This is a genomic window from Paenibacillus sp. Y916, assembly GCF_056786435.1.
In genome coordinates this window covers 237,820-264,584 of record NZ_JBXCJA010000002.1, presented here as the reverse complement: position 1 = coordinate 264,584, position 26,765 = coordinate 237,820, and the positions used below count along the sequence as shown (strand labels likewise).

Here is a 26,765-nt window from a genome sequence, read left to right as displayed (position 1 = left end):
AGGGGAATTCATTCTCCTGTTTCTATTATTTTGTGGCGAGGGGTGGCGAGAAGTTGCTTACAATGAATGGTATTAAGAAACAATTCACAGTGGCTGGCAAGGATATCCCTATACTGAACATCCCTCAATGGCATGTCGCGAAGGGGGATAAAGTCGCATTGATCGGTCCCAGTGGTTCAGGTAAAAGCTCATTGTTGCACTTAATCAGTGGGATTCTGAGCGTGGATGAAGGAGAATTATACGTAGATGGTCAACCCTTACATTTGTTAAAGGAGGCTGCGAGAGATGAGTTTAGAGGTAAAAGAATAGGCTATATTCTACAGGATTTCCACCTGATTCCCTCCTTGACCGCGAGGCAAAATGTGGAGATCATTATGTCCGTTAAGAAATCCAAAAAGGAAATCAATGCATCGATTAGTGATTGGTTTGAAAAGGTAGGATTACAAGATCGGATGAACCATCTTCCATCTCAACTGTCTAGAGGTCAACAGCAACGGGTGGCGGTCGTTAGAGCATTAATCAATGAACCATTGCTTGTATTAGCTGACGAGCCTACGGGTAGCTTAGACTGGGAAACAGCCGATGAGATCACAGATTTAATGATGGAACTGTGTGCCGGTGACAAGCATACTTTAATCGTTGTAACACATGACTTAAATATGGCTAATCGCTTTCATCGAGTTCAGCATATTCATGAATTGAATCTTGTTCAATCCCGTGCGCATAACCATTCGAATTCCTTATTATATGATAGATGGTCAAGCCCAGAAGGAGTGGTTTCGACAATTCATCCTATTAAGGAGGAGATGGGGTAATGAGTCTGTTTCGTCTATTGATTCGAAATATATTTCACCGCAAATTTCTTTCCTTGCTCACGATGAGTTCTATTGCAGTTACTGTCGCATTCATTGTGCTCCTCAGTCTTTCACAAGAAAGTGTAGAGCAAGGTGCGAAGAAGGGGTATGGACCATTTGATGTCGTTATCGGTGCAGATGGTAGCCAACAGCAATTGGTATTAAGTACGTTCTACCACGTGGGAATACCTACAGGTAATATTCCTGAATCTGTTCTTCAGATCGTAAAGGATGATTCGCAAGTAGAAAAGGCTTATCCTATGACGACAGGTGATCATTACAATGGGTATCCAATCGTCGGAATCGATGCTGAATATTTCCTTACAAGGTATGGAGATCAGAAACTCCAAAATGGAGGCTTATATAAGCAGACAGGTGAAGTTGTTATTGGATCCTATGTGGCAAGGACTCTTGGACTCCAATTAGGAGATACATTCGCTGGAGCCCATGGTCTGATTGATCAGGAAATTCATCATGTGAATGATGAAGATGAAGGCGAGCACGGTGGAACAGTGCATGAAGAAGAGCTTGATAGTCACGCTAATCTTAGATACACCGTGGTTGGCATTCTTCCTTCATTAAATACGCCAGATGATCGAGCGGTATTCACAACCGTTGATTATGCTTGGGCCGTTCATGAAACGGTGGATGATTCCAAAGAAATAACGGCTATTCTCGTAAAACCTAAATCGCTTCTCGGCGCACAGTCTCTTAAAAAAGAGCTAGATAATATCGACAAAGTTCAAGCCGTATACACGAGTAAAGCTGTAGCAGATGTTGTGAATTTAGTGGATAGTGGGGCACAGATTCTAAATATAGTGACAGGTCTTTGCATTGTGCTAGCTGCTATATCTGTTTTACTATCGCTAGTTGCCGCTGTGAATGAACGGACGAAGGATGTTGGCTTGTTAAGGCTATTAGGGAAATCTAAGAGTTATGTCTGGATGACTCTGATTGGTGAAGGATTACTCTTAACGACAACGGGGCTTATTATAGGACTGATCCTTGGACATGTGGGTGGATTTCTGCTGAAGGATACACTTTTTGCTTATGGAGGAATTCAAATCAATCCGCTATTGTGGACAGCAAGCCATATATACATTGTGTTAGGAACCATGATTATGGGGTTAATGGCTTCTATTGGACCTGCATATAAGACATATCGAATGAATCCACTCACATTATTTAAAGCATAGGGGGCAGAGATGAAGAGATTAGGAATCTTACTATTGTTATTACTTTCGTTACTTCTTCAGGCTTGTGGTCAATCCATTAAAGTGGAAGAAACAGCGCAGTCGTTCTCTACTTTATATCAGGAAGCATCCGAAGGTGAAGAGGTTGAAGCAGGAGAAGAGCCTGAACAAGCTGAACAAGCTGAATCCATCTCGATAGAAAATAATAGTTCAGAAGATTTGGTGAATAATACCGTTTCTGAGTCGGAGTCAGCAACTATAAAGGCTAGCAAGATTGAGAACATAACGGAAGATCAAGTTGAAGTGAAAGAAACAGACAAAGACAAAGACAAAGACAAAGACAAAGACAAAGACAAAGACAAAGACAAAGACAAAGACAAAGACAAAGACAAAGACAAAGACAAAGACAAAGACAAAGATATAGCAGCAGACCAAGTAACTAAACTAGTAGCAAGTTCACTACAGAAAGATGTTGTGAAAAAAGACACTGAATCCACACCAGAGGATAGTTCAATCACAGCCAAAAGTGAAGTGAAGCATACAGTGCCAGCTAAGAGTACATCAACCGGGAACACTAGTATAGGCTGGTCAGAATTTTTCGATGGGGAGGACCAGACGACACCTTCTAATCGATTCTGGGACTTGAAAGGATCGACGGTCACGATCAAAGGGTTCATGGGTGAAGTACTTTCTTTTGACAAGCATTGGTTTCTGCTTATTCCAGAGCCCGGTGCTGAATGTCCATTTGATAATGGTGATGAGACGTATTGGAACAAGATCATGATTGTATTTGTACCTGATGACGTGAAGTTAAGATATAAATCTGGACCGTTACAAATCACGGGACGACTGGATACAGGCATAAAGATCGATGAATCTGGCTATAAGACGATGTTTAGAATATATGATGCTTCATTCGAAGAGATGAAAGAGTAGTCAGTAATAGCGAGTACTCCGGTTAACATGGACAAAATCCCCTAGGTACGGAAGTTCCGCACCTAGGGGATTTTTATAAATATAGGGAAATATAAGTTTTCGTTACATTTATCTTTAATTGTGTAGATTACAATTAGGTATTAACGCTGACCAATTGCTTGGTCAGTCCTACCTTGGATCTCGACAAGTTTCATAATAACGGTAGCAGCTTGTGCTCTGGTTACCGTTTGTTGTGGATTGAATTTACCATTCTCACCTTGCATTAGGCCTAGCTTAGTAACAACTGCAACAGCACCTTTGTTACTGATGGCGTTGGCATCACTGAATTGGCTAACGGTCGTATCATTCTGCAGATGTAAGGCTAATTTATTATAGTTTACAATGGATGTCAATAGAACGGCTAGCTGTTCTTTAGTTAGTTCGTTATCCGGTTGTAAAGTACTGTCGTTCTTAATCCATTGACGCTCCACGGCATATTTCACAATGCCATAAATAGAATGGTCTGGATCTATACCGGCAACTGACTTTTGTTCTGCACTATAATTGTAGCTATCATAATAAGGTGTTATGGATTTAACGATCATGGATAGCCAATCGGATACGGTAATCACTTCATCAGGTTGTATCTTTCCATCTTGATCAGGTGTCAGGATACCGTAGTCAACGAGAGTGGTAAGTGCCTTTTCTGCCCCATGACCTAACAGATCTGTTGGCGTGATGGTACCGTTCGCTTTCCCGATGTTCTCATATTGAGTTACCCATTTACCAGTGACAGCATCTAGAACTTGATAGGATCTAATGGGATCGGTAGGTTCAGGAGTATAGACTAGTTTTAGCTCCATTTTCGTATTTACATTACTATAGATGTATCCACCAAATCGTGAATATTGTAACTTCATTGCATATAGGTTTAGATAAGACTCTAGAGCTTCTTCTTTAGATACCTTAATGACCGGCTGATCTATGACCTTTTCCAATCCAGCATTTCGATATGCTGAATAGGATTGCAGCCTTCCGAAGATATCAAAGATGATGGTTACTGTGCTATCACCTACTGGAGTTCCTTTGTAGAAGCGTTGGAACTCATAACGGTATTGATTGCTTTCCGCTAAGAAGTTCCAGCTATCTTCATGGTCAATGATCTTTAATTCTTGACTAGCATTAGCATATAACTGGTTGATCAAGTCGATAGATCTTTGCTTAGCGGATTCTTTGGATAGCTTTGTGAGTCCATTGGGGATAGTGACGTTCTGTTTCGATCCAGTTTCACCGAAATCATTGATTCGGAATCCTATTATTTCACCAGTATCTGCATCAACCTCGGCGTTATAATAAGTCTGCTGGCCAGAATATACATTTTCTCTCCAGTTTAGATTCCATATCTTCTGCTCAGAGTTGTAATAATAAGGTGAAAGTGATTGATGCTGTAATTTGAAGTCACCAGGTATCACAAAGACTTTCTGAACTAGTTGAGCTGCCTCTTCACCACTGAGTTGGGTCTTATTGCTTCGAGTAATGAATTTGTCTTTGGTCTGAGGAACGTCTGAATACGTAATAGATGTCGATGGAACCGTAGTACCCTCGATAGATAATCTCTTTCCTGTCAAAGCATCCATAGAGTAGGTCGAGTTAGGGGCTGGGCGATAGCCAAGTATCCAGTCTGTTTTCTGATTGTTTTTACGAATTGGAATATAGTATAATCCAACTTCTAATTCATCTTTGAATCGCTTATTAGCTTCAGCCTCACTAATCTTTGCGACAGATGATGGATAACTCATAGATTCAGAAGGTTTAGAGAATTGCACGACATGACCATTGGAATTAATAGTTATATTCAGAGCATCCGCTTGAGAAGGAATTCCGTTCTTCTTTATTGTGAAATAGAATGAATATTGAACAGGTCCGAATAAGGCTTGATTCGCATATCCATAATCTACATCATTCACTTGAAGATCACCCATTGAAATCGATGGGGCTGCTTTAGCAATAAAACTTTTGGCTTCAATTAAAGCTTGTTCTTTAGACAACTTTGGGGGATAGTACGCTTCTTCACTCTCAAGAGGGAATGAAATGTATGTACTGATTAAATCCCCTGTAATAGCATCCACTTGACTATTGAACCCATAACCGGAAGTGCCTACCTGATAACTCCATTGAATGTCCCAGACCATCTGGTTCTCAGGGGCAGGGTAGGTATTGTTATTACCTAAGGTGACATTCGTTGTTTCGGCATTCTTTAGTGCTGGAAATAACTCTCTAACCTTTGCAACTGCCTTTTCTTTTGTGAATTTAACTTTCGCGGGATCTGGTGTTGCAGCTTCAGAAATGACCATTTCTCCAGGAGCGATGGCTAATCTCATACGATCTGTCATGACCGCATCAGAGCTCGATGAAGTTCCAGATACAGATACAGATGAAGCTGTAGTCACAGAGTCGGCAAAAGCAAAACCTTGTGGCATGAGTAAAGTACAGGTTATCGCTCCAAGTAGGGCGACTTTAGAAGTGCGGTGAATGGTACGAGTAGATCTTTTTAACAAAACTGCTCATCCTTTCAAAGTTAAAATATAGATATTAATCCAGATTACATCTATATAGACGCGATCACCAACAGAATGGTTATGCCAAGTCTAATTATATTTTTGAAAATACAAATGTATTCACGAACACGATAACTCACATTAATTGAGAACAGTTCTCAATTAATGTGACCTAAATCACAATGACGTCTTCATAACTCGATTAAGATGACATTAGGTTCTAAACAAGAATTTTATTAGCATGAAGTTAGTTGAAATATGAACGAAGACAATATCATAAATCGGAGGTTATCATCATGGAAAAGAAAGAGTTACAACCGATCAAAGAATATCTAGAAGATAAATTCACTAAAAGAATTCTGTTCAAAAGTGGTGGGAGTGTTGTCTTTGTACTAAACTTTATGCCTGGACAAGAGCTACCATCACATCAACATCCTGGGGCATCCGTATTTATTCTAGTACTTGATGGAAGCGGGACGGTTACGGTGAATGGAGAAGATACCCATCTAGTTAAGGATGATGTCATCTCATGCGAGGGGGACGAGCATTTCTCTTTCACAAATACAGGCAATGCTCCGACCAGTCTCTATGTCGTTCTAAGTAAAATTCCAGATGAAAGATATGCTCAGAATATATAAGGAAATGGGTATCTGCTAAATAATACTTCCAGAGGAAAGACTGCTTGATGGTCTTTCTTTTTTTGTATAATAAATGTGACACCAAATACGAAAAGCAACCATTCAATACCGACTTTTTGAAATTGAATAATTAGTTGGTATAATTAGGGCAGTATATATTCGAAAAGCCTAAGGAGGTGACAAGATAATGGATGATGATCCAGGTGATAGTTGGTATTATTTGAGAATGTAGTACTCCATATGAAATTTAGGGTGGAACTAAACTAAATCATATGGAGGGAATACAATTGCTTATTAATCTTGTTGTGCTATTTGTACTTATATTAATAAATGCATTCTTTGCCGCTTCTGAGATGGCCTTAATCACGATAAATGACAATAAGGTTAAAGCGATGGCTGATACCGGTCATAAAAAATCAATACTATTGCAAAATCTCTTGAGCGAACCAAGTCGGTTTCTGGCAACGATACAAATCGGAATAACGCTAGCCGGCTTTATGGCAAGTGCTTTTGCAGCAGAGAGCTTTGCTGGCGGATTTGCACTGTTATTTCATGAAATGGGAATCCCAATTTCTTTACCGTTATTAGAGACGATCTCACTGGTTGTGATCACACTCATCCTATCCTATTTCACATTAGTACTGGGTGAGCTGGTTCCCAAGAGAATTGCTATGCAAAAGGCAGAGGCTATCTCATTGTTCGTGATAAGCTCCCTGACGATTCTGTCGAAGGTATCATCACCATTTGTTAAATTATTAAGCATTTCAACGAACCTGGTTGTTCGAATGCTAGGTATGGATCCTAATGCAGATAAAGAACAAGTGACAGAAGAAGAAATTCGTATGATGGTTGACGTAGGTAATGAGAATGGAACGATTCAGGGATTAGAAAAAGTGATGATTAACAATATTTTTGAATTAGATAATAAATCAGTTTCTGATATTATGATCCATAGAAATCGTGTGGTGGCTATTCCGCTAGATGCATCACTTAAGCATATTACGAATCTTATTATTATGGAGAAATATAGCCGATTTCCAGTATATGAGCATGATATTGATAATATTGTGGGAATTCTCTATGGTAAAGATTTGATTCGTTATTTGAAGAATGGTACAGATACTGATTTATTTGATATCAAGAGAATCATCCGTAAGCCATATATTACCCTTGAATTCAAAGGTGCCGATAAATTATTTATTGAAATGCAAAAAAACAAAGTTCATATGGCCGTTGTTATAGACGAATATGGTGGTACAGCCGGAATAATCACTGTTGAGGATATACTCGAGGAAATTGTAGGTAATATCTTTGAGGAGAATGATTAGGAATAAAAGAATAGAAGTAACTGATAACGATAATAATATGGGGCTGTCTCAAAAGTCATACCAATGACTTTTGAGGCGGCCCCTCTTCGTTATTTCTTAGTCCATTTGATCAAGATGAGTAAACATAACCTCAAGCATATTCAGGGCCATTTGCTGTTCATGTAACGAGCGTTCTTGCAATAAATTTGTAACTTTATGAATAAAAAGGTTGTCATTCATCTTGAGGGACTCGAGAAGTAGTTCATCAGCAGTGACTTCTAATTGATTGGCTAATTTAATCAGGGTCTCGAGAGTGAGGCTTCGTTCCCCACGTTCAATCTGTCCTATGTAGGCATGAGAAACGTCGATCTTCTCCGCCAATCTTTCTTGGGTTAAATTATGTTTAAGTCGTTCTTGACGTAACCGCGATCCCAATTGCATATAATCCATCAATTATCACCCTCCACCCTAAACATTAGTGAAAGGTTAAGGAAAATTTAATATACTGTTAGTTTCAATGTGTTTACTGATAGTTTCATATGGTATATAATTACTATAATGGGTTGTTATTTAATAGCTCATATGATTGTTTTTTGATTTTTCGCTCAGCTAATCTATGAAAGGAGAATGAACATTGAAATGTCTACAATGTAACTTTGAGAACAGTGATACAGGGAAATTCTGTGATCATTGTGGAATTCTATTGTATGCATCGTATAGAGCGCAGATAAGAAACAATAAAGTGAGAACAGAAGAAGTTGCAGCAACGTTACCAATTCTACCAATGAAGAGAAAAAGAGACCAAACCTTAAAAGCGCTACGTATCGTAATATTGCTCATAGGAATGATCCTGTTAGTTATGATCCTTATGAAGTTCTTCATTCTTACTACTTAGGGGGTAATACACATCATCATCTTTGAAAGGGAACGAGATAGTTCCACTGAATATCCCAGACCATCTGATTCGTAAGAGCAGGATCGGGTGTTGCAGATACGGATACAGTTCCAGTGCCAATGTCAGCAACAAGAGGGACATTCCGAGCTGATAAAGCAGACAGATGGATGTCCCTTAATTGTTCAATCTCCGTACTATTCAGGAAAAATCATATCACTATTACTTTGTCCGGGTGGAACGATCGGATAGACATTCTCTTCTTCAGTAACGTCAAATTCCATAATGACAGGACCAGGGGTGGAGAAAGCGAGTTGTATAATGTCTTGTGCTTCAGTTAATGTATGGGCTCTTAGACCGGTAGCTCCATAAGATTGTGCGAATCTCACATAATCGGGAGATGAGAGTCGAACAGAAGAATAGCGACGTTCATAGAATAATTCTTGCCATTGTCGTACCATACCTAAGTAACCATTATTCAGAATAGCTACTTTGACAGGAAGTTGGTAATCTACCGCCGTCATCAATTCTTGTAAATTCATTTGAAAACTTCCATCACCACTAATACATACCACTTGCTTATCTGGTGCAGCCAATGACGCTCCAATAGCCGCCGGGAACCCATAACCCATCGTTCCTAGTCCACCTGAGGTTAGAAATGATCGTGGATAATTGAATGCATAATGATGTGCCGTCCATATTTGGTGTTGCCCAACATCCGTAGTGACAATCGCGTTTCCATCTGTCATCTCATCGATTAGCTGAATCACCTTCTGAGGTTGCAACATACTATTCGAATGATCAAAGCGAGGAACCCTCTTTTGCCACGAGGAGGCTACGGATACCCATTGTTTCGTATCTCCTTGTGGGTGATGTTTCATGAGACGAGATACAACTTCTGAAATATTCCCCTCAACAGGTAGCTGTACAGATAAATTTTTATTCAACTCTGCAGCATCAATATCGATATGAATCTTATATGAATGGGGTGAGAATGACTTCATCTTACCTGTTACACGATCACTAAAGCGAACTCCTAGACTAATGAGTAGGTCGGCTTGATGAATCGCTTTGTTAGCAGCAAATGTACCATGCATACCAAGCATGCCTAAATGGAGCGGATGATTGGAAGGGAAAGCGCCTATACCCATAAGGGTACTCACAATAGGTATTTGGGCGGATTCAGCCAGTTCACGTACGAAGGTGGAGGCGCAGGATGAAATAACGCCACCCCCACACATGATGATAGGCTGTTTGGCTTGATTAATTTTCTCCACAATGTGGCGGATTGTCAGCTCGTCGATTAGTGGAGTCGGATCATATCCTCTGATTTGTATCGGTTCCGCTGGCTGGATAAACTGCGCATAGGTGTTCATTATATTTTTTGGTAAGTCAATAACGACAGGACCTGGTCTTCCAGTATTAGCGATGTAAAAAGCTTCTTTTAAAATTCGTGGTAGTTCGGTTACATCCATGACCATATAGTTATGTTTCGTGATATCCATCGTCATACCATATATATTGACCTCTTGGAAGCTGTCGCGTCCAATCAGATCTGTGGAGACTTGGCCTGTTAGTATGACCATAGGTATCGAGTCCATATAAGCTGTTGCGATTCCTGTGATGGCATTTGTTGCTCCTGGGCCAGACGTAACCAAGGCAACACCTGGTTTACCAGTAACTCTAGCATACCCATCCGCAGCATGAACTGCGGCTTGTTCGTGTCTCATCAGGATATGTCTAATCTCGTTGCATTGATAAAGTGCATCGTAAATTGGAAGTACGGCTCCACCTGGGTAACCAAAGATGGTATCAACTTGTTGTAGTAGTAAAGCTTCTAACAAAATGTCTGCACCTAACAATGTGTGTGGGTACTTCTGTATATTTGACCCCATGAAGTATCATCTCCTTCTCCATATTCGCTTCTGTATAGTTTATATTTTAGAGTGACAAGTTAAAGTGATTCTGATCATAATGTTCCGTATATAATAAGGGGCTGTCCCAAAAGTCATAACAATGACTTTTGAGGCAGCCCCTCTTCATTATTTCTTTACTTAGTAGAGTCCATTTGATCAAGATGAGTAAACATAACCTCAAGCATATTCAGTGCCATTTGCTGTTCATGAAACGAGCGTTCTTGCAATAATTTTGTGATTTTCTGAATAAAATGGTTGTCTTTCATCTTGAGGGACTCGAGAAGTAGTTCATCAGTCGTGACATCTAATTGATTTGCTAATTTGATCAAAGTCTCGAGAGTGAGGCTTCGTTCACCGCGTTCAATCTGTCCTATATAGGCATGAGAAACGTCGATTTTTTCCGCCAATCTTTCTTGTGTAAGATTATGCTTATGTCGTTCTTGACGTAAGCGCGATCCTAATTTCATATAATCCATCTTTTATCATCCTCCACCCTAAACAGTAGTAAAAGGTTAAGGAAAATTTAATATACTGTTAGTTATGCTCCTCATATAGTTCTTCATTCTTGCTGCTTAGGAACCAGCCTAATGTTGCGATTGAGATAAGTACGGCATAGAAGGTAATTTCCCAAGCAGTGCTATGTGCAAATGATTCAGATACGATGGCCAGGGATGGGTGAGCAAGGGTGATCACAGCGAGCTTAACGCCCACCCAACCGACAATGATGAAGGCAGCAACTTCTAGACCAGGACGAGAATGTAGTAACTTCACGAAGTAGGATGCCGCGAAACGCATAATGATCATTCCAATTAAACCTCCAGCAAGAACAACTAAAAATTGTCCACCATCCAATCCTCCAATTCTCGGAAGTGAAGTTTTCGGCAAGGTTACTGCTAATGCTACAGCTGCTAGAATAGAGTCTACGGCAAAAGCAATGTCAGCTATCTCAACTTTAATAACAGTGAGCCAGAAGCCAGCATTCTTCTTCGGTTGTGTTGAACCGTCGGGCAGCACTTCTTCTGTTTTGTTTTTTTTGAAAACCATTTTTCTTACAATATGATTTGCGGCGATGAATAATAGATAAAGGGCACCGATAGCCTGAACCTGCCAAATGTCTACTAAGTATGAGATAACGAACAATGAAGCGAAGCGAAACACAAATGCGCCTGCCAAGCCGTAGAAGAGTGCTCTTTTACGCTCTTCATCTGGAAGATGCTTCACCATAATTGCTAACACAAGCGCATTATCTGCTGCAAGTAAGCCCTCTAATCCAACCAGTACAAGTAATACCCATCCATACTCTAATAATAAACCGAAATCCAATGTTATTTCCCCCTTGTTTATATTTATGCATGAAGTATAACCATCCCAGCATGCGGTTAACACCAAAAAAGACCTTTACCAAAAAAGTAAACGCCTTTTAAAAAGGGCCTACTTCTTGGTAAAGGTCTCGCTAACAGTTGTGAATTGTCAATAAAGCCGGAGAAGGATCTCTCGTATTGACGACTTTATTATACAGCTACTCCCCTTTACAGGTAGAAGATATTTAATTATGAACTTTCTCTAAAAGAAAAACAATATAGGGAAATCATATATAATTTTTGACTTGATGTCAATGCGTATAAAAATAGGAAGATAGATCTTATGGATTTGTTTCTTGGAAATGTATGGTTAACAATTGATTGTTGATCGTATTGTAGATGATGGTCACGATGACTCTGCGGGTACTATTATTATTCATCACAAGAGAGCGCTTTCGATTAAATGAGCTGTACAGAGGGGCGAGAGGTATATAGCAATTGACGGATATTGTAGAGACATATATTATTAGGAATAACTTCTTATATTTCGGCAGAGACGGATACCTTAAAGCGATACGAAGTATCGCTAGCATCGGAAGCGTAAACTTCTTGAAAAAAAGGTATAACCGTTTCTGCTTGAGTCAAAGCTTTAGCGCGTTGTATCATAACTGCGGTGATGCTTGTCTGTTTTAGTTGATTACTGAGCAGTTGTAATGAAATATGTACATTAGAAAAGGGGTTTTTTAATGAAGAAGAAACTATGGGTCTCACTTATGTTGTCTGCCATTATGATTCTAGCAGTGGCTTGCGGAAATAACGGGGCCAAAGGCACGAATGACACCACTGGAACGGACGTTGGAAGCAAAGATAATACGGATAAGAAAACTTACAAAATTGCCATTTCTCAAATCGTAGAGCACTCATCTTTGGATGCAACCCGCGAAGGATTCTTGCAAGCCTTGAAAGATGCCGGAATTACTGAGGGTGATAACCTAAAGTTAGATTATAATAATGCACAGGATGATCAAACGAATAATATGACCATCGCTCAGAAGATTAATTCGGGTGATGCTGATCTCGTTCTTGCTATTGCAACACCGTCTGCTCAAACGGTTATACAGCAAGTTAAGGATAAGAACATATTGTTTGCAGCTGTTACAGATCCCCTGGATGCTAAGATTGTAACTGATTTAGAGAATCCTGGAGGTCTTGTAACTGGGGTTTCTGATACGAACCCTGAAGCAATCGTCAAGCTGATGGATTTCATAGCGGGAAATTTCCCTAATGTAAAAAGCGTGGGAATCGTTATCAATGAAGGTGAACCGAACGCTGTGATGATGTCTAAACTGGCAGGGGAAGCGTTAGCTAAGCACGATATAAAGCTAGTTAAAGCTGCGGTTACTAATACATCTGAAGTGAAACAGGCAGCAGAATCGTTGATTGGTCGTGCAGATGTCTTTTATATTACATTAGATAATAGGGTAGTAAGTGGTGCAGAAGCGATCATTCAAGTAGCCAATGAGAAGGATATTCCGTTCTTCTCCAGTGATCGCGATACGGTTGAGAAGGGTGCATTTGCAACAGTTGGATTCAAATATTTCGATCATGGTTATCAAGTGGGTCAAATGGCCGTGGATATTCTGAAGAATGGTAAGAAACCTGGAGATATGCCAGTGGGCATGCAAGAGAAGTTGGATCTGATATTGAATTTAAAAGCTGCGGGTGAACAAGGGATCGAAGTAACGGATGAAATGAAGGCACAAGTAGAAGATGCAGAGGAAAACATTATCCAGTAATAATAGTTTGAATAGGTACTACTCAGAAATTATTGTTATGGAGTGGCCGATGTGAATCGACCACTCCCTTTACGTCTAAGAGGAGGTAATCATAATGATCGACTCATTATGGGGTGCGTTAGAGTCCGGGATGTTATATGCATTTATGGCACTCGGAGTATATATTACATTTCGAATTTTGGATTTTCCAGATTTAACGGTTGACGGTAGCTTCACAACAGGGGCAGCCATTGCGGCAGTGATGATTACTCATGGATATCCACCTATTTTGGCTAGTTTTTCGGGTTTTGCTGGGGGAGTCGCAGCTGGAGCCTGTACAGGCCTATTGCATACAAAAGGTAAAATTAATGGGCTCATGTCCGGTATTCTGATGATGATTGCCCTGTATTCCATTAATATGAGAATTATGGGTAAACCTAATATCTCGGTTTATGGATTGAATACGATATTTACTTCAGTAAAGCCACTCGTGCTTATACCGATTGTTGTCATCATCGTGTTAGCTTTATTGGGTCGCTTTTTATATTCAGATCTGGGACTAGCATTAAGAGCTACTGGTGATAATGATCGGATGATTCGAAGCTTTGGTGCAAATACTGATCTGACCAAAATTATCGGTATTAGTCTAGCGAATGGATTAGTAGCACTTTCGGGGGCATTACTCGCTCAACAATCTTCTTTTGCTGACTTATCTGGAGGCGTAGGAATGATCGTCATTGGGCTAGCTTCTGTTATTATTGGGGAAGCCGTGTTTGGAGCTAAAAATGTCATTCATCATATCATTTCCGTCGTTCTTGGTTCTATCATTTACCGTGTTGTTGTCGCACTCGCACTTCGGGTTGAATGGTTAGAAGCTTCAGATATGAAGCTTATTACCGCTATTATTGTTATCGTGGCACTCGTGCTCCCATCGACTCGACGTGTGATGAAGCAGAAGAAGATGGCTAAGAAGCGTTCGGCTGAAATATTGGATATCGGTCAAGATCAAACGATGGGAGGTGGGGTGTAATGCTTCAGTTAAACCATGTAGCTAAATTGTTTAATCCAGCCACACCTGATGAGAAAATTGCTCTATTTGATATACAATTACATTTGAAACCAGGTGACTTCGTCACAGTTATTGGAAGTAATGGCGCAGGTAAATCTACCTTAATGAATATTATTTCCGGCGTAATGAAGCCAGATACAGGAAATGTCAAGATTGAGAATCAAGACATCACTTACTTACCAGAGTACAGTCGGAGTCGTTGGATCGGTCGAGTATTTCAAGATCCGATGGCAGGGACCGCTCCTTATATGACCATCGAGGAGAATCTTGCTATGGCCTATGCACGGGGCAAGAAACGCGGGCTCGCTTTAGGAGTGAAAGCTAGTAAACGAGCGTTGTTCCGTGAACAGTTGTCACGTCTTGGTATCGGGCTTGAAGAGCGACTTCATGCAAAAGTGGGAATGCTCTCAGGTGGTGAGCGTCAGGCTCTAAGTCTACTTATGGCTACATTCACGAATCCTCAAATCTTACTGCTTGATGAACATACCGCAGCACTAGATCCTTCTCGGGCAGAATTAATTACCAGATTGACGGATAGTATCGTGCGAGAGATGAATCTGACAACGCTGATGGTTACTCATAATATGGAACAGGCTATCCGTCTAGGAAATCGTCTTATTATGATGGATAGTGGACGAATCATATTAGATATTGATGAAGAGAGAAAGAAAGATCTAACTGTCGAGCAGTTGCTTGGTGAATTCGAACAAATAAGTGGACATAAATTGTCTGACGACCGTCTAGTACTCGGTTAAATGAAGATAGGGAGTGTTGTTATGTTCAATAAAGATGCAAGAATTTTATTTCAAGGGGATTCGATCACCGATGGAGGACGCGGTCGGGAACAAGACATTAATCATGATATGGGTCACGGGTATGCTTTTCTTATCGCAAGTCTCTTAGGTTATGAACAGCCAGGACAACAATATCGGTTCTTCAATCGAGGTATAAGCGGAAATCGGATTGTTGATTTATTTGGACGTTGGCAAGAAGATACATTAAACCTTAAGCCGGATGTGTTAAGTATACTTATTGGCGTAAATGATGTAGGTAGGGGGTTCTCTGCGCAAGCTGGAGTATCCGCAGTTAAGTATGAGAAGGTGTATGAGTTACTAATCGAAGAAACCAAATCCCAATTGCCGGATATTGAATTTGTTATTTGTGAGCCATTCATTCTACCAGCGACGGGGAAAGTGAAGGATAACTGGAAAGAATGGAACGATGAAGTTCGCCAAAGACAAGAAGCTGCGAAGAGAATCTCTGAAACCTATGGCACCATTTATGTTCCGCTACAAGAGCCCTTCAATGATGCATGTCATCAAGCAGACGAATCGTATTGGATATGGGATGGTATTCATCCGACTCCAGCGGGTCATCAGCTTATTGCGAATGAATGGATAAAGAGCGTGAAGAATAGGAAGTAGCAGATCGAATTAAGTTGGGTGAAGATCCTTGATGTACTATTGACATCTGGATCATCACATGAGAAAATGTACGCGTGTACATCATTGAATAAGGAGGGCTTGTTATCGCATCCCGTAAGGAGGTTGCAAAGCTAGCTAAGGTGTCTGAAGCAACCGTATCAAGAGTGCTTAACAACGTTGGTCCTATAAAGGATGAGACAAGACAAAGAGTTATCGCTGCAGCAAAGGAATTGAATTATACTCCAAGCTCGCTCGCGCGAAACTTTGCTACTAGTAGAAGTGGGAACATAGGTGTCATCCTTCCTTATGTGCCTAAGGTCAATTTGTTCTCAACCTATTTCTTATCGGAAATACTGAGTGGAATTGGGAGTAAGTCTCACGAATATGGATATGATCTATTATTATTGTTCAGACCTATAGATGATGTGATGAACTATTCACAACTATTCCATACTCGTAAGGTTGACGCACTGATCATACTAGGTGCTAAAGATAATGAAGTGGAAATAGAGGCATTACAACAGTTGAAAAAGGAAAATAGACATTTCTGCTTAATTAACCAGCATTATGATGGAGAGACTTTCAGTGAAGTGGATGCCACTCATATGAAAGGGAGTTATGATGCTGTCAAACATCTGATTCATCAGGGATATAAAAGTATCGCCTTTATAAATGGGCCTACAGTATATTCCAACAGTCGAGATCGTTATGAAGGATATCAGCGAGCATTACAGGAACATGGATTAGAGGTTAAAGAGTCACTATTGTTCACAGGTAACTTTAGCCGCAAGAGCGGTTATATAGCTGCATCATCGGTTCATGAGATGTTGAATGATGTAGATGCTATATTTGCATCAAATGATCGAATGGCTATTGGCTTACAACAAGGATTAAGAGAACTTGGTATACCATGGAATGAGCTTCCGGGAATGGTAGGGTATGATAATTCAGATTCGGCTGAAGTGACAGCGCCTTCATTGAGTAGTGTTAAGGTACCTTTTTATAAAATGGGTCAAGTCGCTACCGAGAATCTATTGAACCGTCTACAACAATCGTCAGTAATGCTGGATGACTTCCGCATTCAACTACCGACAGAGTTAATCGTAAGAGAATCTAGTAGTGCCAAATCAAAGGAGGAATTGGAATGAAGCAACTTCGTATTGGTATGGTAGGATACAAATTTATGGGTAAAGCACATAGCAATGCTTATCGTGCACTTCCGATGTTCTTCCCAAATGCTAAACTGAAACCGAAAATGTCGGTCATCTGTGGGCGTGATGAGGTCGCAGTTCAACAGGCCGCTGAGCAATTTGGATGGGCAGAGATTGAGACGGACTGGCGGAAATTAATTGCACGAGATGATATTGATCTGATCGATATTAATGCACCTAGTAATGTTCATAAGGAAATTGCACTGGCTGCTGTACAAGCGGGGAAACATATTTTCTGTGAAAAGCCATTAGCGTTAACTTTAGCAGATTCTCGAGAAATGTTGGTTGCTGCTGAGAAAGCTGGAATTAAGCATATGATCGGCTTTAATTATCGCTTCACACCAGCTATTCAATTAGCGAAGAAGTTAATTGAGAGCGGTCGATTAGGAGAGATTTATCATTTCCGAGCGTGGTTTCTTCAAGACTGGATTATAGATCCAACTTTTCCATTGGTATGGCGCCTTCAGAAGGAGATTGCCGGTTCAGGATCGCATGGTGATCTAGGAGCACATCTTATTGATTTCGCACACTACCTAGTAGGCGACATGCAAGAGGTTATCGGCATGAGCGAGACGTTCATTCGTGAACGACCACTGGCTAGTGAAATGACCGGGTTAAGCGCCAAAGGAAGTACTGACGGTCCTATGGGAGAGGTCACAGTAGATGATGCAACGTTGTTCATGACTCGTTTTGTAAATGGTGCCATCGGGTCTTTCGAGTCAACGAGATTTGCTGCGGGACATCGAAGCACCAATTCATTCGAGATTAATGGTAGTAAAGGAAGCGTGAAGTTTGACTTCGAGCGGATGAATGAACTGGAAGTATATTTCACGGATGATGACGAGGACGTACAAGGGTTCCGACGTGTACTGGCAACGGATCCTGCACATGCTTATTCGGAAGCTTGGTGGCCAACTGGGCATACGATCGGATTTGAACACACGTTTACACATGAAATGTTGGAGCTTATGAATGCTATAGATGAAGATAGACAACCTTCACCGAATTTTCATGATGGAGTGAAATGTCAAGCTGTGTTGGAAGCGGTTGAACGTTCAGTCGAAGAGCGGCGCTGGGTATCTATTTCAGAAATGTAAACTAAAGAAGTAGAGTTTCAAAAAAACTTTTAGGAGTGTTCAATATGAGAAAAGCGCTAATCGTATGGGGAGGCTGGGATGGTCATGAACCTGAACAAGTTGCTCACGTATTCAAAGGTATTCTAGAGAAAGAACAATTCGATGTAGAGATTTCGGATACATTGGAATCATTTGCTGATCAAGAGAAGCTTCTTGGATTGGATCTCATTGTTCCTGTATGGACGATGGGTGAGATTAAGAGTGAGTATGCAGAGAATGTCCTGAAAGCGGTACAGAATGGTGTTGGGATTGCGGGTTGTCACGGTGGGATGTGCGATTCCTTCCGTACCAATGTCGATTGGCAGTTCATGACGGGTGGGCAATGGGTTGCTCATCCAGGAAATGATGGCGTTGAATACACTGTTAATCTGAAATATAGCTCTAGTATGCTGCTTGAGGGGATAGAGGACTTTCAGGTGAAGAGTGAGCAATATTATCTTCATGTAGATCCGGCGGTAGAAGTTTTAGCGTCCACAATGTTTCCCATTGTTCCAGGACCTCATTCTGCTAATGGAGCCGTTGAAATGCCAGTCGTTTGGACGAAACGATGGGGGAGTGGCAGAGTGTTCTACAATTCTTTAGGACATCATGCCGATATTGTTGAGATGCCACCGGTGACAGAAATGATGCGCCGTGGGTTCATCTGGGCAGCAGAGGGTAAATTAGTATCTGAACAAAAGAATGGTGCTTCGGCACAACATCAATCTTACACTGGAATGGTAGATAATAACTATTAATGCAATCGGGAGGAAACATCATTGTGGGAAAAATAACTGTAGGAATTATCGGGTGCGGGAAAATAAGTAGTATTTATATGGAAAACTGTAAGAAATTCGAGGTTATTGATCTAGTTGCATGTGCTGATATAGATATTCAAAGGGCTCAAGAAAAAGCTTCAGAGTATGATATTCCTAAAGCATATACTCCTGAAGAGCTGTTGGCAGATCCAGATATTCAATTGGTTATTAATCTCACAATCCCTGCTGTTCATGCTTCGGTATGTCTACAAGCATTGGAGGCAGGCAAGCATGTTTACGTGGAGAAACCACTTGCTGTCACGAGAGATGAAGGTCAGAAGGTGTTGCAAGTTGCTAAGGAGAAGGGGCTGCTTGTTGGATGTGCACCAGAAACGTTCTATGGAGCAGGTATTCAGACAGCCCTCCAACTTGTTAATGATGGCTTGATTGGTAAGCCTATTGCAGCTACAGCATTTATGATGAGTCGTGGTCATGAAGGATGGCATCCTGATCCTGAGTTTTATTATCAAGCAGGAGGGGGGCCAATGTTCGATATGGGGCCCTATTATTTAACGGCACTTGTTCAACTGCTTGGTCCAATTAAACGGATTACAGGAATTACAGGAAAGGCTTTAAATGAGAGAGTTATTACTAGTGAGAAGAAGAGTGGTAACGTAATTCCTGTTGAAATTCCAACCCATGTAGCAGGTGTAATGGAATTTGAAGAAGGAGCCATAGGAACTCTTATTATGAGCTTTGACATATTTGGTGGAAGTACTCTGCCTCCAATTGAGATTTATGGTACGAAGGGGACACTTCAAGTGCCGGATCCCAATAACTTCGGTGGAGTTGTGAAATATCGCCTAATGGGTGAGTCGGAATGGATTGAACAACCGCTATTATTTGGTTATATAGAGAATACGCGAGGAATTGCCGCGGCTGATATGGCATACGCCATCCAAAGTGGGCGGCCACATCGGGCAAGTGGGGAATTAGCATATCATGTGCTAGAAGCAATGTGGGCATTCCATGATTCTTCAGATGAACAGAAACATTATGACATGCAAAGTACATGTACTAGACCACGCCCTATGCAGCAAGATCTCGCACCTTTTACGTTAGATAACTGATTCCGGTATATAACAACCTCACTACGGCCTGTAACCCGTAGTGAGGTTGTTTGAGTGCATTGTTAAATGAATCCAGAAGCTAGATTGGAGTTCATTAGATGTATTTGCGAGGCTTATTCGTTATAATGAATCAACAACTCATGACAGAAGTCACGGGTGTTATGTTGGTGTTTACTTTACGTGAACGGTTAAAAATATAAGAAAGCATAAGTTTCACTTGAATCAATTTCATAATCGCCGATGCAGTTATATCGGGTTGCGTAATTATGAAATTGATTCTTGATACTCTATTCCTTATATTTCTGCTGAACCGGGTACCGTCCTTGAAAAAGGATGGCGAAGCCGTTTCTACTAGGGAGGGCAAGATGTCGTACAAACAGATAAAGTGGTTAATTCTATTTCTACCTACGTTAACCGTTGGTTTATGGGAGTATATAAGACACAGCTTCTTATTACCATCCATCTCCATGGAGATGGGTAATATACTGACACCTGTGATTGTGTATCTTATCAGTCTAACGTTATTGGTGCCTCTATTTCGGATGCTAGAACATAGCCAAGAGGAATTGAACCATGAACGTGCGGAGAAGACGGCATTTGAAGCGAGGGATCATTTGGCAAGAGAGCTACATGATGGGATGGCACAGTCATTATTTTTGTTGTCAGTACAATTAGATACTGCTCATTCTAAAAGAACCAACGCAGGGGACATTGAAGAAATACATGAAATTCGAAAAACAGTTCACGAAGTGGATCGATATGTTCGTCAAGCGATTACAAATTTACGATATCCAGCAACAATAGAGGATAATAGATATGAAGACACCATGAAAGCACGGATCATACAGATTGCAGAAGAGACATTAACTTTACAACCTGTTATTGAATGGACCATTCCCGATTCATGTTTAAATACAAAGCATAAAATTGAGATGCTAGCTTGCATTCGAGAAGCACTCATTAATATTACGAAGCACGCAAAAGCTACAACAGTTTCCATTCGTGGTGAAGGATCAGATCAATCATGGCATGTTCGTATACAAGATAACGGTGTAGGGATCAAAGAGGACCCCAATGTACATAAGAATCGTTATGGTATGAGGATTATGAAGGAAAGAGCGCAGGAACTGGGTTGGACAGTGTCCCTACCTAGCGTTGCTAACGGAACAATCATCGAGATTAGAAAGGGGATGACCAGATCGTGAGTTTATATCGTGTCATCGTTGTCGATGATTCACAACATGCGAGGGAAGCGATTACCGAAATATTAGCAGTAGATAGTGATTTTGAAGTCATAGGTGTGGTGTCAAGTGCTGAAGAAGCGATTGTCCTAACGGAGCGACTTATGCCTGATCTGATCTTAATGGATATTCATTTGAAGGAAATGGGTGGGCTTGAGGCAACTCGGATTATCAAATTACAATTTCCTTATGTCAAAATAGTAATGATCACTGTTTCTGATGACATAGCACATTTATTTGAAGCTTTGAAGCAGGGCGCACAAGGATATTTGCTGAAGAATCTGTCCCCATCAACGTGGTTGGAATATTTGCATGCCATCATGAGAGAGGATGCCCCACTTAGTCGGGAACTGGCTTTTCAAATATTGAAGGAATTTCCGACTTCCTTGGCTAGCGAGGAGCATATTCCGTTAACTGCTAGAGAAAGAGAAATATTAAATTGGGTTGCTTCAGGAATGACAAATAAGGAGATTGGAACGCAACTAGGGATATCAGATCTTACGGTTAAGAATCATCTGAAGAATATTTTACACAAGTTACATCTTGAGAATCGTGTGCAATTAACTCGTTATGCACTTGAAAAAGGATTGGTTAGTCGCAAGCAAGGATTGTTCTCTAAACGCAAACGTACTTGAATCTTCTCCTCTTGTGCCAAAAAAACTTCAAGATCCTATAAGGGAACTTGAAGCACTTTGGTGTTCTTTCATTTACCCAATCGTAATTTTACCTTCAGGATATCGGAACGATTCCTTTTTTGCCTTTGGAGTTAGAGCATAGGCTAATGTCAGAGGCCCAAGTCGGCCTAAGAACATAAGGAAGGTAATCGACCCCTTTCCAAAGGATGAAAGATCGGGCGTGATTCCCATAGAAAGACCACTTGTTCCAAAGGCTGAGGTCGTCTCGAATAGAAGAGTTAGAAATTGACGGTCTTCTGTGACAGACAATAACATGGTAAAGGCGATAACAAGCAGGAATGACAATAGTGTAAGTGTAATGGCCTTGTAGACGACATCCTTCGCAATTCGCTTGCGAAAGAATACAACGTCCTCTCTGCCTCGGGCCATGGTGTACACTGCACCAATGAGAATGGCAAAGGTAGTAACCTTAATTCCACCACCCGTTGAGCCTGGTGCTGCACCAATGAACATCCATATAATCATAAAGAACTGTGTGGACTGACGTAACATTGGGATGTCAAGTGTACTGATTCCACCAGAACGTGTTGTAACTGATTGTAATGCAGATGCGAAGATCTTGTCAGTTTGGCTCAGTGCTTGAAGCGTATGTACGTTTGTGTATTCGAAAATATAAATAACGATAGTACCCACCACAATAAGAGCAACGGACACTGTGAGAACGACTTTACTATGTAATAATAGTTTTCTCGATTTGCGAAATCCAAGAAGATCGGATATAACAATAAAGCCAATACCACCTAGAAATATGAGTAGCATAAGGATTAGATTAACAAACGGATCATTAACATAAGGACTAAAGCTACTAAAAGGTCCATGAATCGTTCCAAGGATATCAAAACCTACGTTGGTGAACGAAGAAATGCTATGAAATACGCCATAATACATCGCTTGAATGATAGGCATGTCCAAAGAAAAACGAATAGCTAGAAGTGCAGCTCCGATGAGTTCAATCGTCAGGGAGTAGAAGATGACTTTGCGCATTAATCGCACGATACCTTCCATACTTCCATGATTCATAGCTTGTTGCAAAATTAAGCGTTCTTTGATCGATATGCGCTTGTTAAATACTAGAGCAATTAACGTAGCCATGGTCGTAAACCCTAACCCACCAATTTGAAAAAGGCTTAGCATCACAATTTCTCCGAATAAAGATAGCTGTGTTCCGGGATCAATAACAGCAAGCCCTGTTACACAGGTGGCTGATGTAGCCATAAACAAAGCATCTACAAAGGATAATGCTACCCCTGTGGAAGAAGCGGCAGGTAGTGATAAGAGAATAGCGCCTATGAATATGATCAATGCGAAACCGATGACTAAAATTTTTGGAGGTGTTAATAGGTAGCGAAATAGCTTCCTTTTTTTTAATATATCCATTGCAAAACTCGCTTTCTAGAATGTCATTCTTATTATTATAGTGTACCCACCTTTCATAAAACAGTCCCTAATTCCCATTATTTTTTTTGATGGGTTATAATTTAAGTTCAACACGTAAAAGTATGGAGGAATATAAGATGTTAAGACCCGCAAAAAAAGAAGATGCACCATTCGTATCACGCTTGCTTTATGATGCCTTGCATGATATTGCCCATCAATTGACAGGTCAAGATCACGAAATAGATGCTCTAAATGTTCTAGAGAAATTTTTCGTTCAAGAAGAGGGACGTTTAAGTTATCAGCAGATTATAGTTAAAGAAGTGGATGGTGTAGTAGGTGGGGCTGTCGTATCTTACGCAGGCTCGGATGCTAACATATTGGATCAACCGATCGTTGATTACTTACGTCAATTAAAGAACGATTCAAGTTTCGTGCTAGATAAAGAAGCTGATGAGGATGAGTATTATATAGATACCTTATCTGTATCCCCTATATACGGTAGACGTGGTATTGGCACAGAATTAATGCTTACTGTAGAGAGTGAAGCGAGAAAGAGACAATTCTCCAAAATAGCACTTGCCGTTATTAAAGATAATATTGGAGCCTACTACTTGTACCAAAGATCAGGATTTAAAGTAGACAAGGAGATCCCGATTAACGGTCACCTATACTATCATATGGTTAAGGCCCTTTATTAAGGTAAGCAAAAGCCCTGTCCACTTAAATGCTGGCAGGGCTTTTCTGTATTCAATGACTAGTGCTTCAGTTAACTACTTTTCTAACCAGCTTTCATCCCAAATGATATAGCCCTTCGATTTTTCTCCAGCTGGCCCCTTGAAAGTCACTTTTAGCTCAGTCGTATTTTTCGGCAATACCAGGACATTATCAACTAACGCATTGTCATTGATCAGTCCAGTTGCTAATGCTTGTCCCTCGTTGTCGGTAATAGTATAAGATCCGGTAACTGCTTTGTCAGTGACAGAGCTTTTAAATCCGATGAGCACGCCTACTTTAGTTGTGCCTGCTTTAACTTTAAAGGCTACACCTTGACCGGCACTATTTACACCACTAACCATAAAAGCTTCACTGTACTGTGTATCTCCAAACAATAAATCGTCCTTATTACGAGTGATTCCGTTAGTAGCAACACTCCATTTCACATGAGAGACATTGTCTACGCTAAACGGAACTCTTTCACCGGTGCTTGTATTACCAGATGTAGACGTTGTAGTAGTTAGTGAAATCCGTTGTTTCGCTGCATCCCAACCAACATCGACACCTGTAGCTTCAGCTACGGATTTAAGAGGGACGTATGTAGTACCTTTGTAGCTGATAGGAGTTAACTTGTTTCCATTAGGATCTTTCGGAGTCCAAGCCTCACCATCTAACAAAAAGGATATTCCATGATTCAAGTTCGCTTGGATTTTCTCTAATGTCGATGCTGCTGAAGCTCCTGCTGAAAATGTTAATAACAAAACAAGTGCCGATCCAATAAGTGCTGTTCTCTTCATTTTGATTTTCAAAATTTAATTTCCCTCCAATGTAATAATATGTATCATAGTCCCTCATAATACAACAGGTTGAAAATTTCGGCAAGGAGTGGTGAAACATTCCATGATCATAATCTTCTCATATAGTAAGAACGTCTATTCTGAACAACCTCTATAATTCTTCCATTATTTGATCATAAAAGCCTTTGCTTAATTTTGATAGGATAGAAGAGTTATCTATTCTATTAAAAAAAGCGAGGTTTTTCTCATGAGAATGAACCGATTATATAAGATGTTGACGCTAATGCTAATTGTAATGATATTTGTAGCGTTTACCACGATACCCGTCGCCATAGCAAAACCAATGAGTAGCGCATTACCTTTCGATGATATTACAAATAGCTATGCTCAGAAGGAGATTATTCGATTAGCTAAGCTAAATATTATTAATGGTAAGGCTGAGCGCACATTTGAGCCACAACAACCTGTGACGCGAGCCGAATTTATAACGATGATCGTTCGTCTATTACAATTAGAACAGGTAGATAATGATATTGCCCCCTTTACGGATGTTCGTAAAGGGAATTGGTATGCTGGTTGGGTACAGGCTGGGTTCAACTTGGGCATTGTGGATGGGACTAGTCTTAGGAGATTCGAACCTCAAAAATCGATTAGCCGGCAAGAGGTCGCGACGATTATTACTCGGGCAGTCAAGTTAAAGAAAACAGCAAATGATAGTTATCCTACTTTCGCTGATGCTGGTGATATCGCTAAATGGGCGGTACCTTATGTAACCATGATCGAGAAGAATAAACTTATGATTGGGCAAGGTAACGAATTTCGTCCAAATGATGACATGACTAGACAAGAAACGGCAGTCGTATTGGATCGGGTTCTGAGCAGTTCATTCGGAGTGGAGATTACGGAAGGACTATCAGAACCTACGATTCAGATGGGCTGGCAGTATGACAGTACAACAGCGGAATTTATAGATCAGATCAACGCTTCCAATATCAATACGTTGACTCCAAGATGGTATTTCTTACAGAATAATGGGATCGTATCAGATAAGACGGACTCCCAACTCCTAACTTATGCTAAACAACATCAGAAGAAAATATGGGCCATGTTCGGAAATCGTTCGGATGCCGAGTTAACACATGATATGTTGACTGATTCTACAATGAGAAGAAGCGTCATACAGCAATTGACTACGTCTGTGAGGAAATATGGTCTGGATGGGATTAATGTTGACTTTGAAAATGTAAATCCCGTGGATCGTCAGTATTTAACATCTTTTATAGTTGAGTTATCTTATGCACTACATAGGGAAGGAGCAGTTCTATCCATGGATGTATCCCCTGACCTTGGGAGTGATTGGACAGAAGCTTTTGATTATGCGAAACTCGGTGCCGCTGCTGATTATGTCGTTCTTATGGGTTATGATGAGCATTGGGGACAATCCCCGATAGCCGGGTCGGTATCTTCATTGCCATGGCTTGAGAAAGCATTGAATACATTGCTGAAATCTGTTCCTTCGAATAAAGTCATAGCGGCACTACCCTTATATACGCGTGATTGGTCTACATCTAAACAAGGTGTCTTGTCCGAGGATTTAACTTTGGAGCGACAGGGTCAACTTATCCGAAATTTACAAGCTAAGCTTGTATGGAATGATATAACAGGTCAGTTTATAGCCACATATACGAAACAGGGAACGAAGCATAGCATATGGGTGGAAGACAGTCGTTCGCTCTCACTTAAAGCTCAAATGGTTGCTACTAAAGGTATTGCAGGGTATGCCTATTGGTATATGGGTTCGGAGACGCTTGATATTTGGTCTGCCCTGAGAAATGTTAGCAAGTTTTCATCCTATGAATCATTGGTGGATTTTTGAATACTTTGA

The 26,765-nt window shown here is 40.6% G+C and carries 25 protein-coding genes; 18 read left to right on the top strand and 7 right to left on the bottom strand.

The window, feature by feature from the left end; translation table 11 throughout:
* Positions 1-32 precede the first annotated feature (32 nt).
* From AC1TO9_RS05425 to AC1TO9_RS05415, 3 genes are read left to right on the top strand one after another with little or no spacing between them, the layout of a single operon-like run.
* The gene (locus AC1TO9_RS05425; protein ID WP_482058593.1) at positions 33-815 is read left to right on the top strand and encodes an ABC transporter ATP-binding protein; all 783 of its coding nucleotides are present in this window, start codon (positions 33-35) and stop codon (positions 813-815) included.
* A complete protein-coding gene (locus tag AC1TO9_RS05420; protein ID WP_482053788.1) occupies positions 815-2,050 on the top strand; it encodes an ABC transporter permease in 1,236 nt (411 codons plus the stop codon). The genes AC1TO9_RS05425 and AC1TO9_RS05420 overlap by 1 nt, the downstream gene beginning before the upstream one ends.
* Positions 2,051-2,059: 9 nt before the next feature.
* The gene (locus AC1TO9_RS05415) at positions 2,060-2,983 is read left to right on the top strand and encodes a hypothetical protein (protein WP_482058592.1); all 924 of its coding nucleotides are present in this window, start codon (positions 2,060-2,062) and stop codon (positions 2,981-2,983) included.
* 140 nt (positions 2,984-3,123) lie between these two features.
* Here AC1TO9_RS05415 and AC1TO9_RS05410 read toward each other — a convergent pair whose 3' ends face one another.
* Positions 3,124-5,520, bottom strand: coding sequence for an S-layer homology domain-containing protein (locus AC1TO9_RS05410; RefSeq protein ID WP_482058591.1), 2,397 nt, complete (start codon positions 5,518-5,520; stop codon positions 3,124-3,126).
* 296 nt (positions 5,521-5,816) lie between these two features.
* Between AC1TO9_RS05410 and AC1TO9_RS05405 the strand changes: the two genes are divergently transcribed.
* Together AC1TO9_RS05405 and AC1TO9_RS05400 are read left to right on the top strand one after the other, a co-directional pair.
* Entirely contained in the window at positions 5,817-6,158 is a 342-nt protein-coding gene (locus AC1TO9_RS05405; RefSeq protein WP_482058590.1) for a cupin domain-containing protein, read from the top strand.
* 287 nt (positions 6,159-6,445) lie between these two features.
* Positions 6,446-7,486 (top strand): hemolysin family protein, encoded by a 1,041-nt coding sequence (locus tag AC1TO9_RS05400; protein WP_482058589.1) that lies wholly within the window; start codon positions 6,446-6,448, stop codon positions 7,484-7,486.
* 96 nt (positions 7,487-7,582) lie between these two features.
* Here the strand turns inward: AC1TO9_RS05400 and AC1TO9_RS05395 are convergent, their stop codons facing one another.
* The gene (locus AC1TO9_RS05395; protein WP_482054470.1) at positions 7,583-7,915 is read right to left on the bottom strand and encodes a helix-turn-helix domain-containing protein; all 333 of its coding nucleotides are present in this window, start codon (positions 7,913-7,915) and stop codon (positions 7,583-7,585) included.
* A gap of 184 nt (positions 7,916-8,099) precedes the next feature.
* On the opposite strand from AC1TO9_RS05395, the gene AC1TO9_RS05390 reads away from it, so the two are divergent.
* On the top strand, positions 8,100-8,360 hold the full coding sequence (locus AC1TO9_RS05390) for a hypothetical protein (protein ID WP_482058588.1): 261 nt from the start codon (positions 8,100-8,102) through the stop codon (positions 8,358-8,360).
* Between the two features lie 194 nt (positions 8,361-8,554).
* On the opposite strand, the gene ilvB is transcribed toward AC1TO9_RS05390, so the two are convergent.
* From ilvB to AC1TO9_RS05375, 3 genes are all read right to left on the bottom strand, one after another.
* Positions 8,555-10,252 (bottom strand): biosynthetic-type acetolactate synthase large subunit, encoded by a 1,698-nt coding sequence (gene ilvB, locus AC1TO9_RS05385; protein ID WP_482058587.1) that lies wholly within the window; start codon positions 10,250-10,252, stop codon positions 8,555-8,557.
* 155 nt (positions 10,253-10,407) lie between these two features.
* Complete coding sequence (locus tag AC1TO9_RS05380; RefSeq protein WP_482058586.1) at positions 10,408-10,749, bottom strand: helix-turn-helix domain-containing protein; 342 nt, start codon at positions 10,747-10,749, stop codon at positions 10,408-10,410.
* A gap of 58 nt (positions 10,750-10,807) precedes the next feature.
* A complete protein-coding gene (locus tag AC1TO9_RS05375) occupies positions 10,808-11,596 on the bottom strand; it encodes a TerC family protein (protein ID WP_482058585.1) in 789 nt (262 codons plus the stop codon).
* 724 nt (positions 11,597-12,320) lie between these two features.
* On the opposite strand from AC1TO9_RS05375, the gene AC1TO9_RS05370 reads away from it, so the two are divergent.
* From AC1TO9_RS05370 to AC1TO9_RS05325, 10 genes are all read left to right on the top strand, one after another.
* Complete coding sequence (locus AC1TO9_RS05370) at positions 12,321-13,370, top strand: ABC transporter substrate-binding protein (RefSeq protein ID WP_482053779.1); 1,050 nt, start codon at positions 12,321-12,323, stop codon at positions 13,368-13,370.
* Positions 13,371-13,464: 94 nt separating this feature from the next.
* Positions 13,465-14,379 (top strand): ABC transporter permease, encoded by a 915-nt coding sequence (locus AC1TO9_RS05365; protein WP_482053778.1) that lies wholly within the window; start codon positions 13,465-13,467, stop codon positions 14,377-14,379.
* Complete coding sequence (locus AC1TO9_RS05360; RefSeq protein WP_482053777.1) at positions 14,379-15,173, top strand: ABC transporter ATP-binding protein; 795 nt, start codon at positions 14,379-14,381, stop codon at positions 15,171-15,173. The genes AC1TO9_RS05365 and AC1TO9_RS05360 overlap by 1 nt, the downstream gene beginning before the upstream one ends.
* Before the next feature lie 21 nt (positions 15,174-15,194).
* Positions 15,195-15,842 carry an SGNH/GDSL hydrolase family protein gene (locus AC1TO9_RS05355; protein ID WP_482058584.1) on the top strand — a complete coding sequence of 216 codons (648 nt, stop codon included), beginning with the start codon at positions 15,195-15,197 and terminating at the stop codon, positions 15,840-15,842.
* Between the two features lie 104 nt (positions 15,843-15,946).
* Positions 15,947-16,990, top strand: a complete 1,044-nt coding sequence (locus AC1TO9_RS05350) for a LacI family DNA-binding transcriptional regulator (RefSeq protein ID WP_482054469.1) — start codon at positions 15,947-15,949, stop codon at positions 16,988-16,990.
* On the top strand, positions 16,987-18,150 hold the full coding sequence (locus AC1TO9_RS05345) for a Gfo/Idh/MocA family protein (RefSeq protein ID WP_482053775.1): 1,164 nt from the start codon (positions 16,987-16,989) through the stop codon (positions 18,148-18,150). Before AC1TO9_RS05350 ends, AC1TO9_RS05345 begins: the two co-directional genes overlap by 4 nt.
* 44 nt (positions 18,151-18,194) lie before the next feature.
* Positions 18,195-18,926: a ThuA domain-containing protein gene (locus tag AC1TO9_RS05340; RefSeq protein ID WP_482053774.1), complete on the top strand. Its 732-nt coding sequence runs from the start codon at positions 18,195-18,197 to the stop codon at positions 18,924-18,926.
* A 23-nt stretch (positions 18,927-18,949) separates the two neighbouring features.
* Positions 18,950-20,056, top strand: a complete 1,107-nt coding sequence (locus tag AC1TO9_RS05335) for a Gfo/Idh/MocA family protein (protein ID WP_482053773.1) — start codon at positions 18,950-18,952, stop codon at positions 20,054-20,056.
* A gap of 365 nt (positions 20,057-20,421) precedes the next feature.
* Positions 20,422-21,261 carry a sensor histidine kinase gene (locus tag AC1TO9_RS05330; protein ID WP_482053772.1) on the top strand — a complete coding sequence of 280 codons (840 nt, stop codon included), beginning with the start codon at positions 20,422-20,424 and terminating at the stop codon, positions 21,259-21,261.
* Positions 21,258-21,932: a response regulator gene (locus AC1TO9_RS05325; protein ID WP_482053771.1), complete on the top strand. Its 675-nt coding sequence runs from the start codon at positions 21,258-21,260 to the stop codon at positions 21,930-21,932. The genes AC1TO9_RS05330 and AC1TO9_RS05325 overlap by 4 nt, the downstream gene beginning before the upstream one ends.
* 72 nt (positions 21,933-22,004) lie before the next feature.
* Here the strand turns inward: AC1TO9_RS05325 and AC1TO9_RS05320 are convergent, their stop codons facing one another.
* On the bottom strand, positions 22,005-23,369 hold the full coding sequence (locus AC1TO9_RS05320) for a TrkH family potassium uptake protein (RefSeq protein ID WP_482053770.1): 1,365 nt from the start codon (positions 23,367-23,369) through the stop codon (positions 22,005-22,007).
* A 137-nt stretch (positions 23,370-23,506) separates the two neighbouring features.
* Here AC1TO9_RS05320 and AC1TO9_RS05315 point away from each other — a divergent pair, with 137 nt between their 5' ends.
* Positions 23,507-24,067: a GNAT family N-acetyltransferase gene (locus tag AC1TO9_RS05315; RefSeq protein ID WP_482058583.1), complete on the top strand. Its 561-nt coding sequence runs from the start codon at positions 23,507-23,509 to the stop codon at positions 24,065-24,067.
* Positions 24,068-24,139: 72 nt separating this feature from the next.
* On the opposite strand, the gene AC1TO9_RS05310 is transcribed toward AC1TO9_RS05315, so the two are convergent.
* Entirely contained in the window at positions 24,140-24,892 is a 753-nt protein-coding gene (locus tag AC1TO9_RS05310) for a stalk domain-containing protein (RefSeq protein ID WP_482053768.1), read from the bottom strand.
* A gap of 241 nt (positions 24,893-25,133) precedes the next feature.
* Here AC1TO9_RS05310 and AC1TO9_RS05305 point away from each other — a divergent pair, with 241 nt between their 5' ends.
* Positions 25,134-26,756 (top strand): S-layer homology domain-containing protein, encoded by a 1,623-nt coding sequence (locus AC1TO9_RS05305; protein WP_482058582.1) that lies wholly within the window; start codon positions 25,134-25,136, stop codon positions 26,754-26,756.
* Positions 26,757-26,765: the final 9 nt, after the last annotated feature.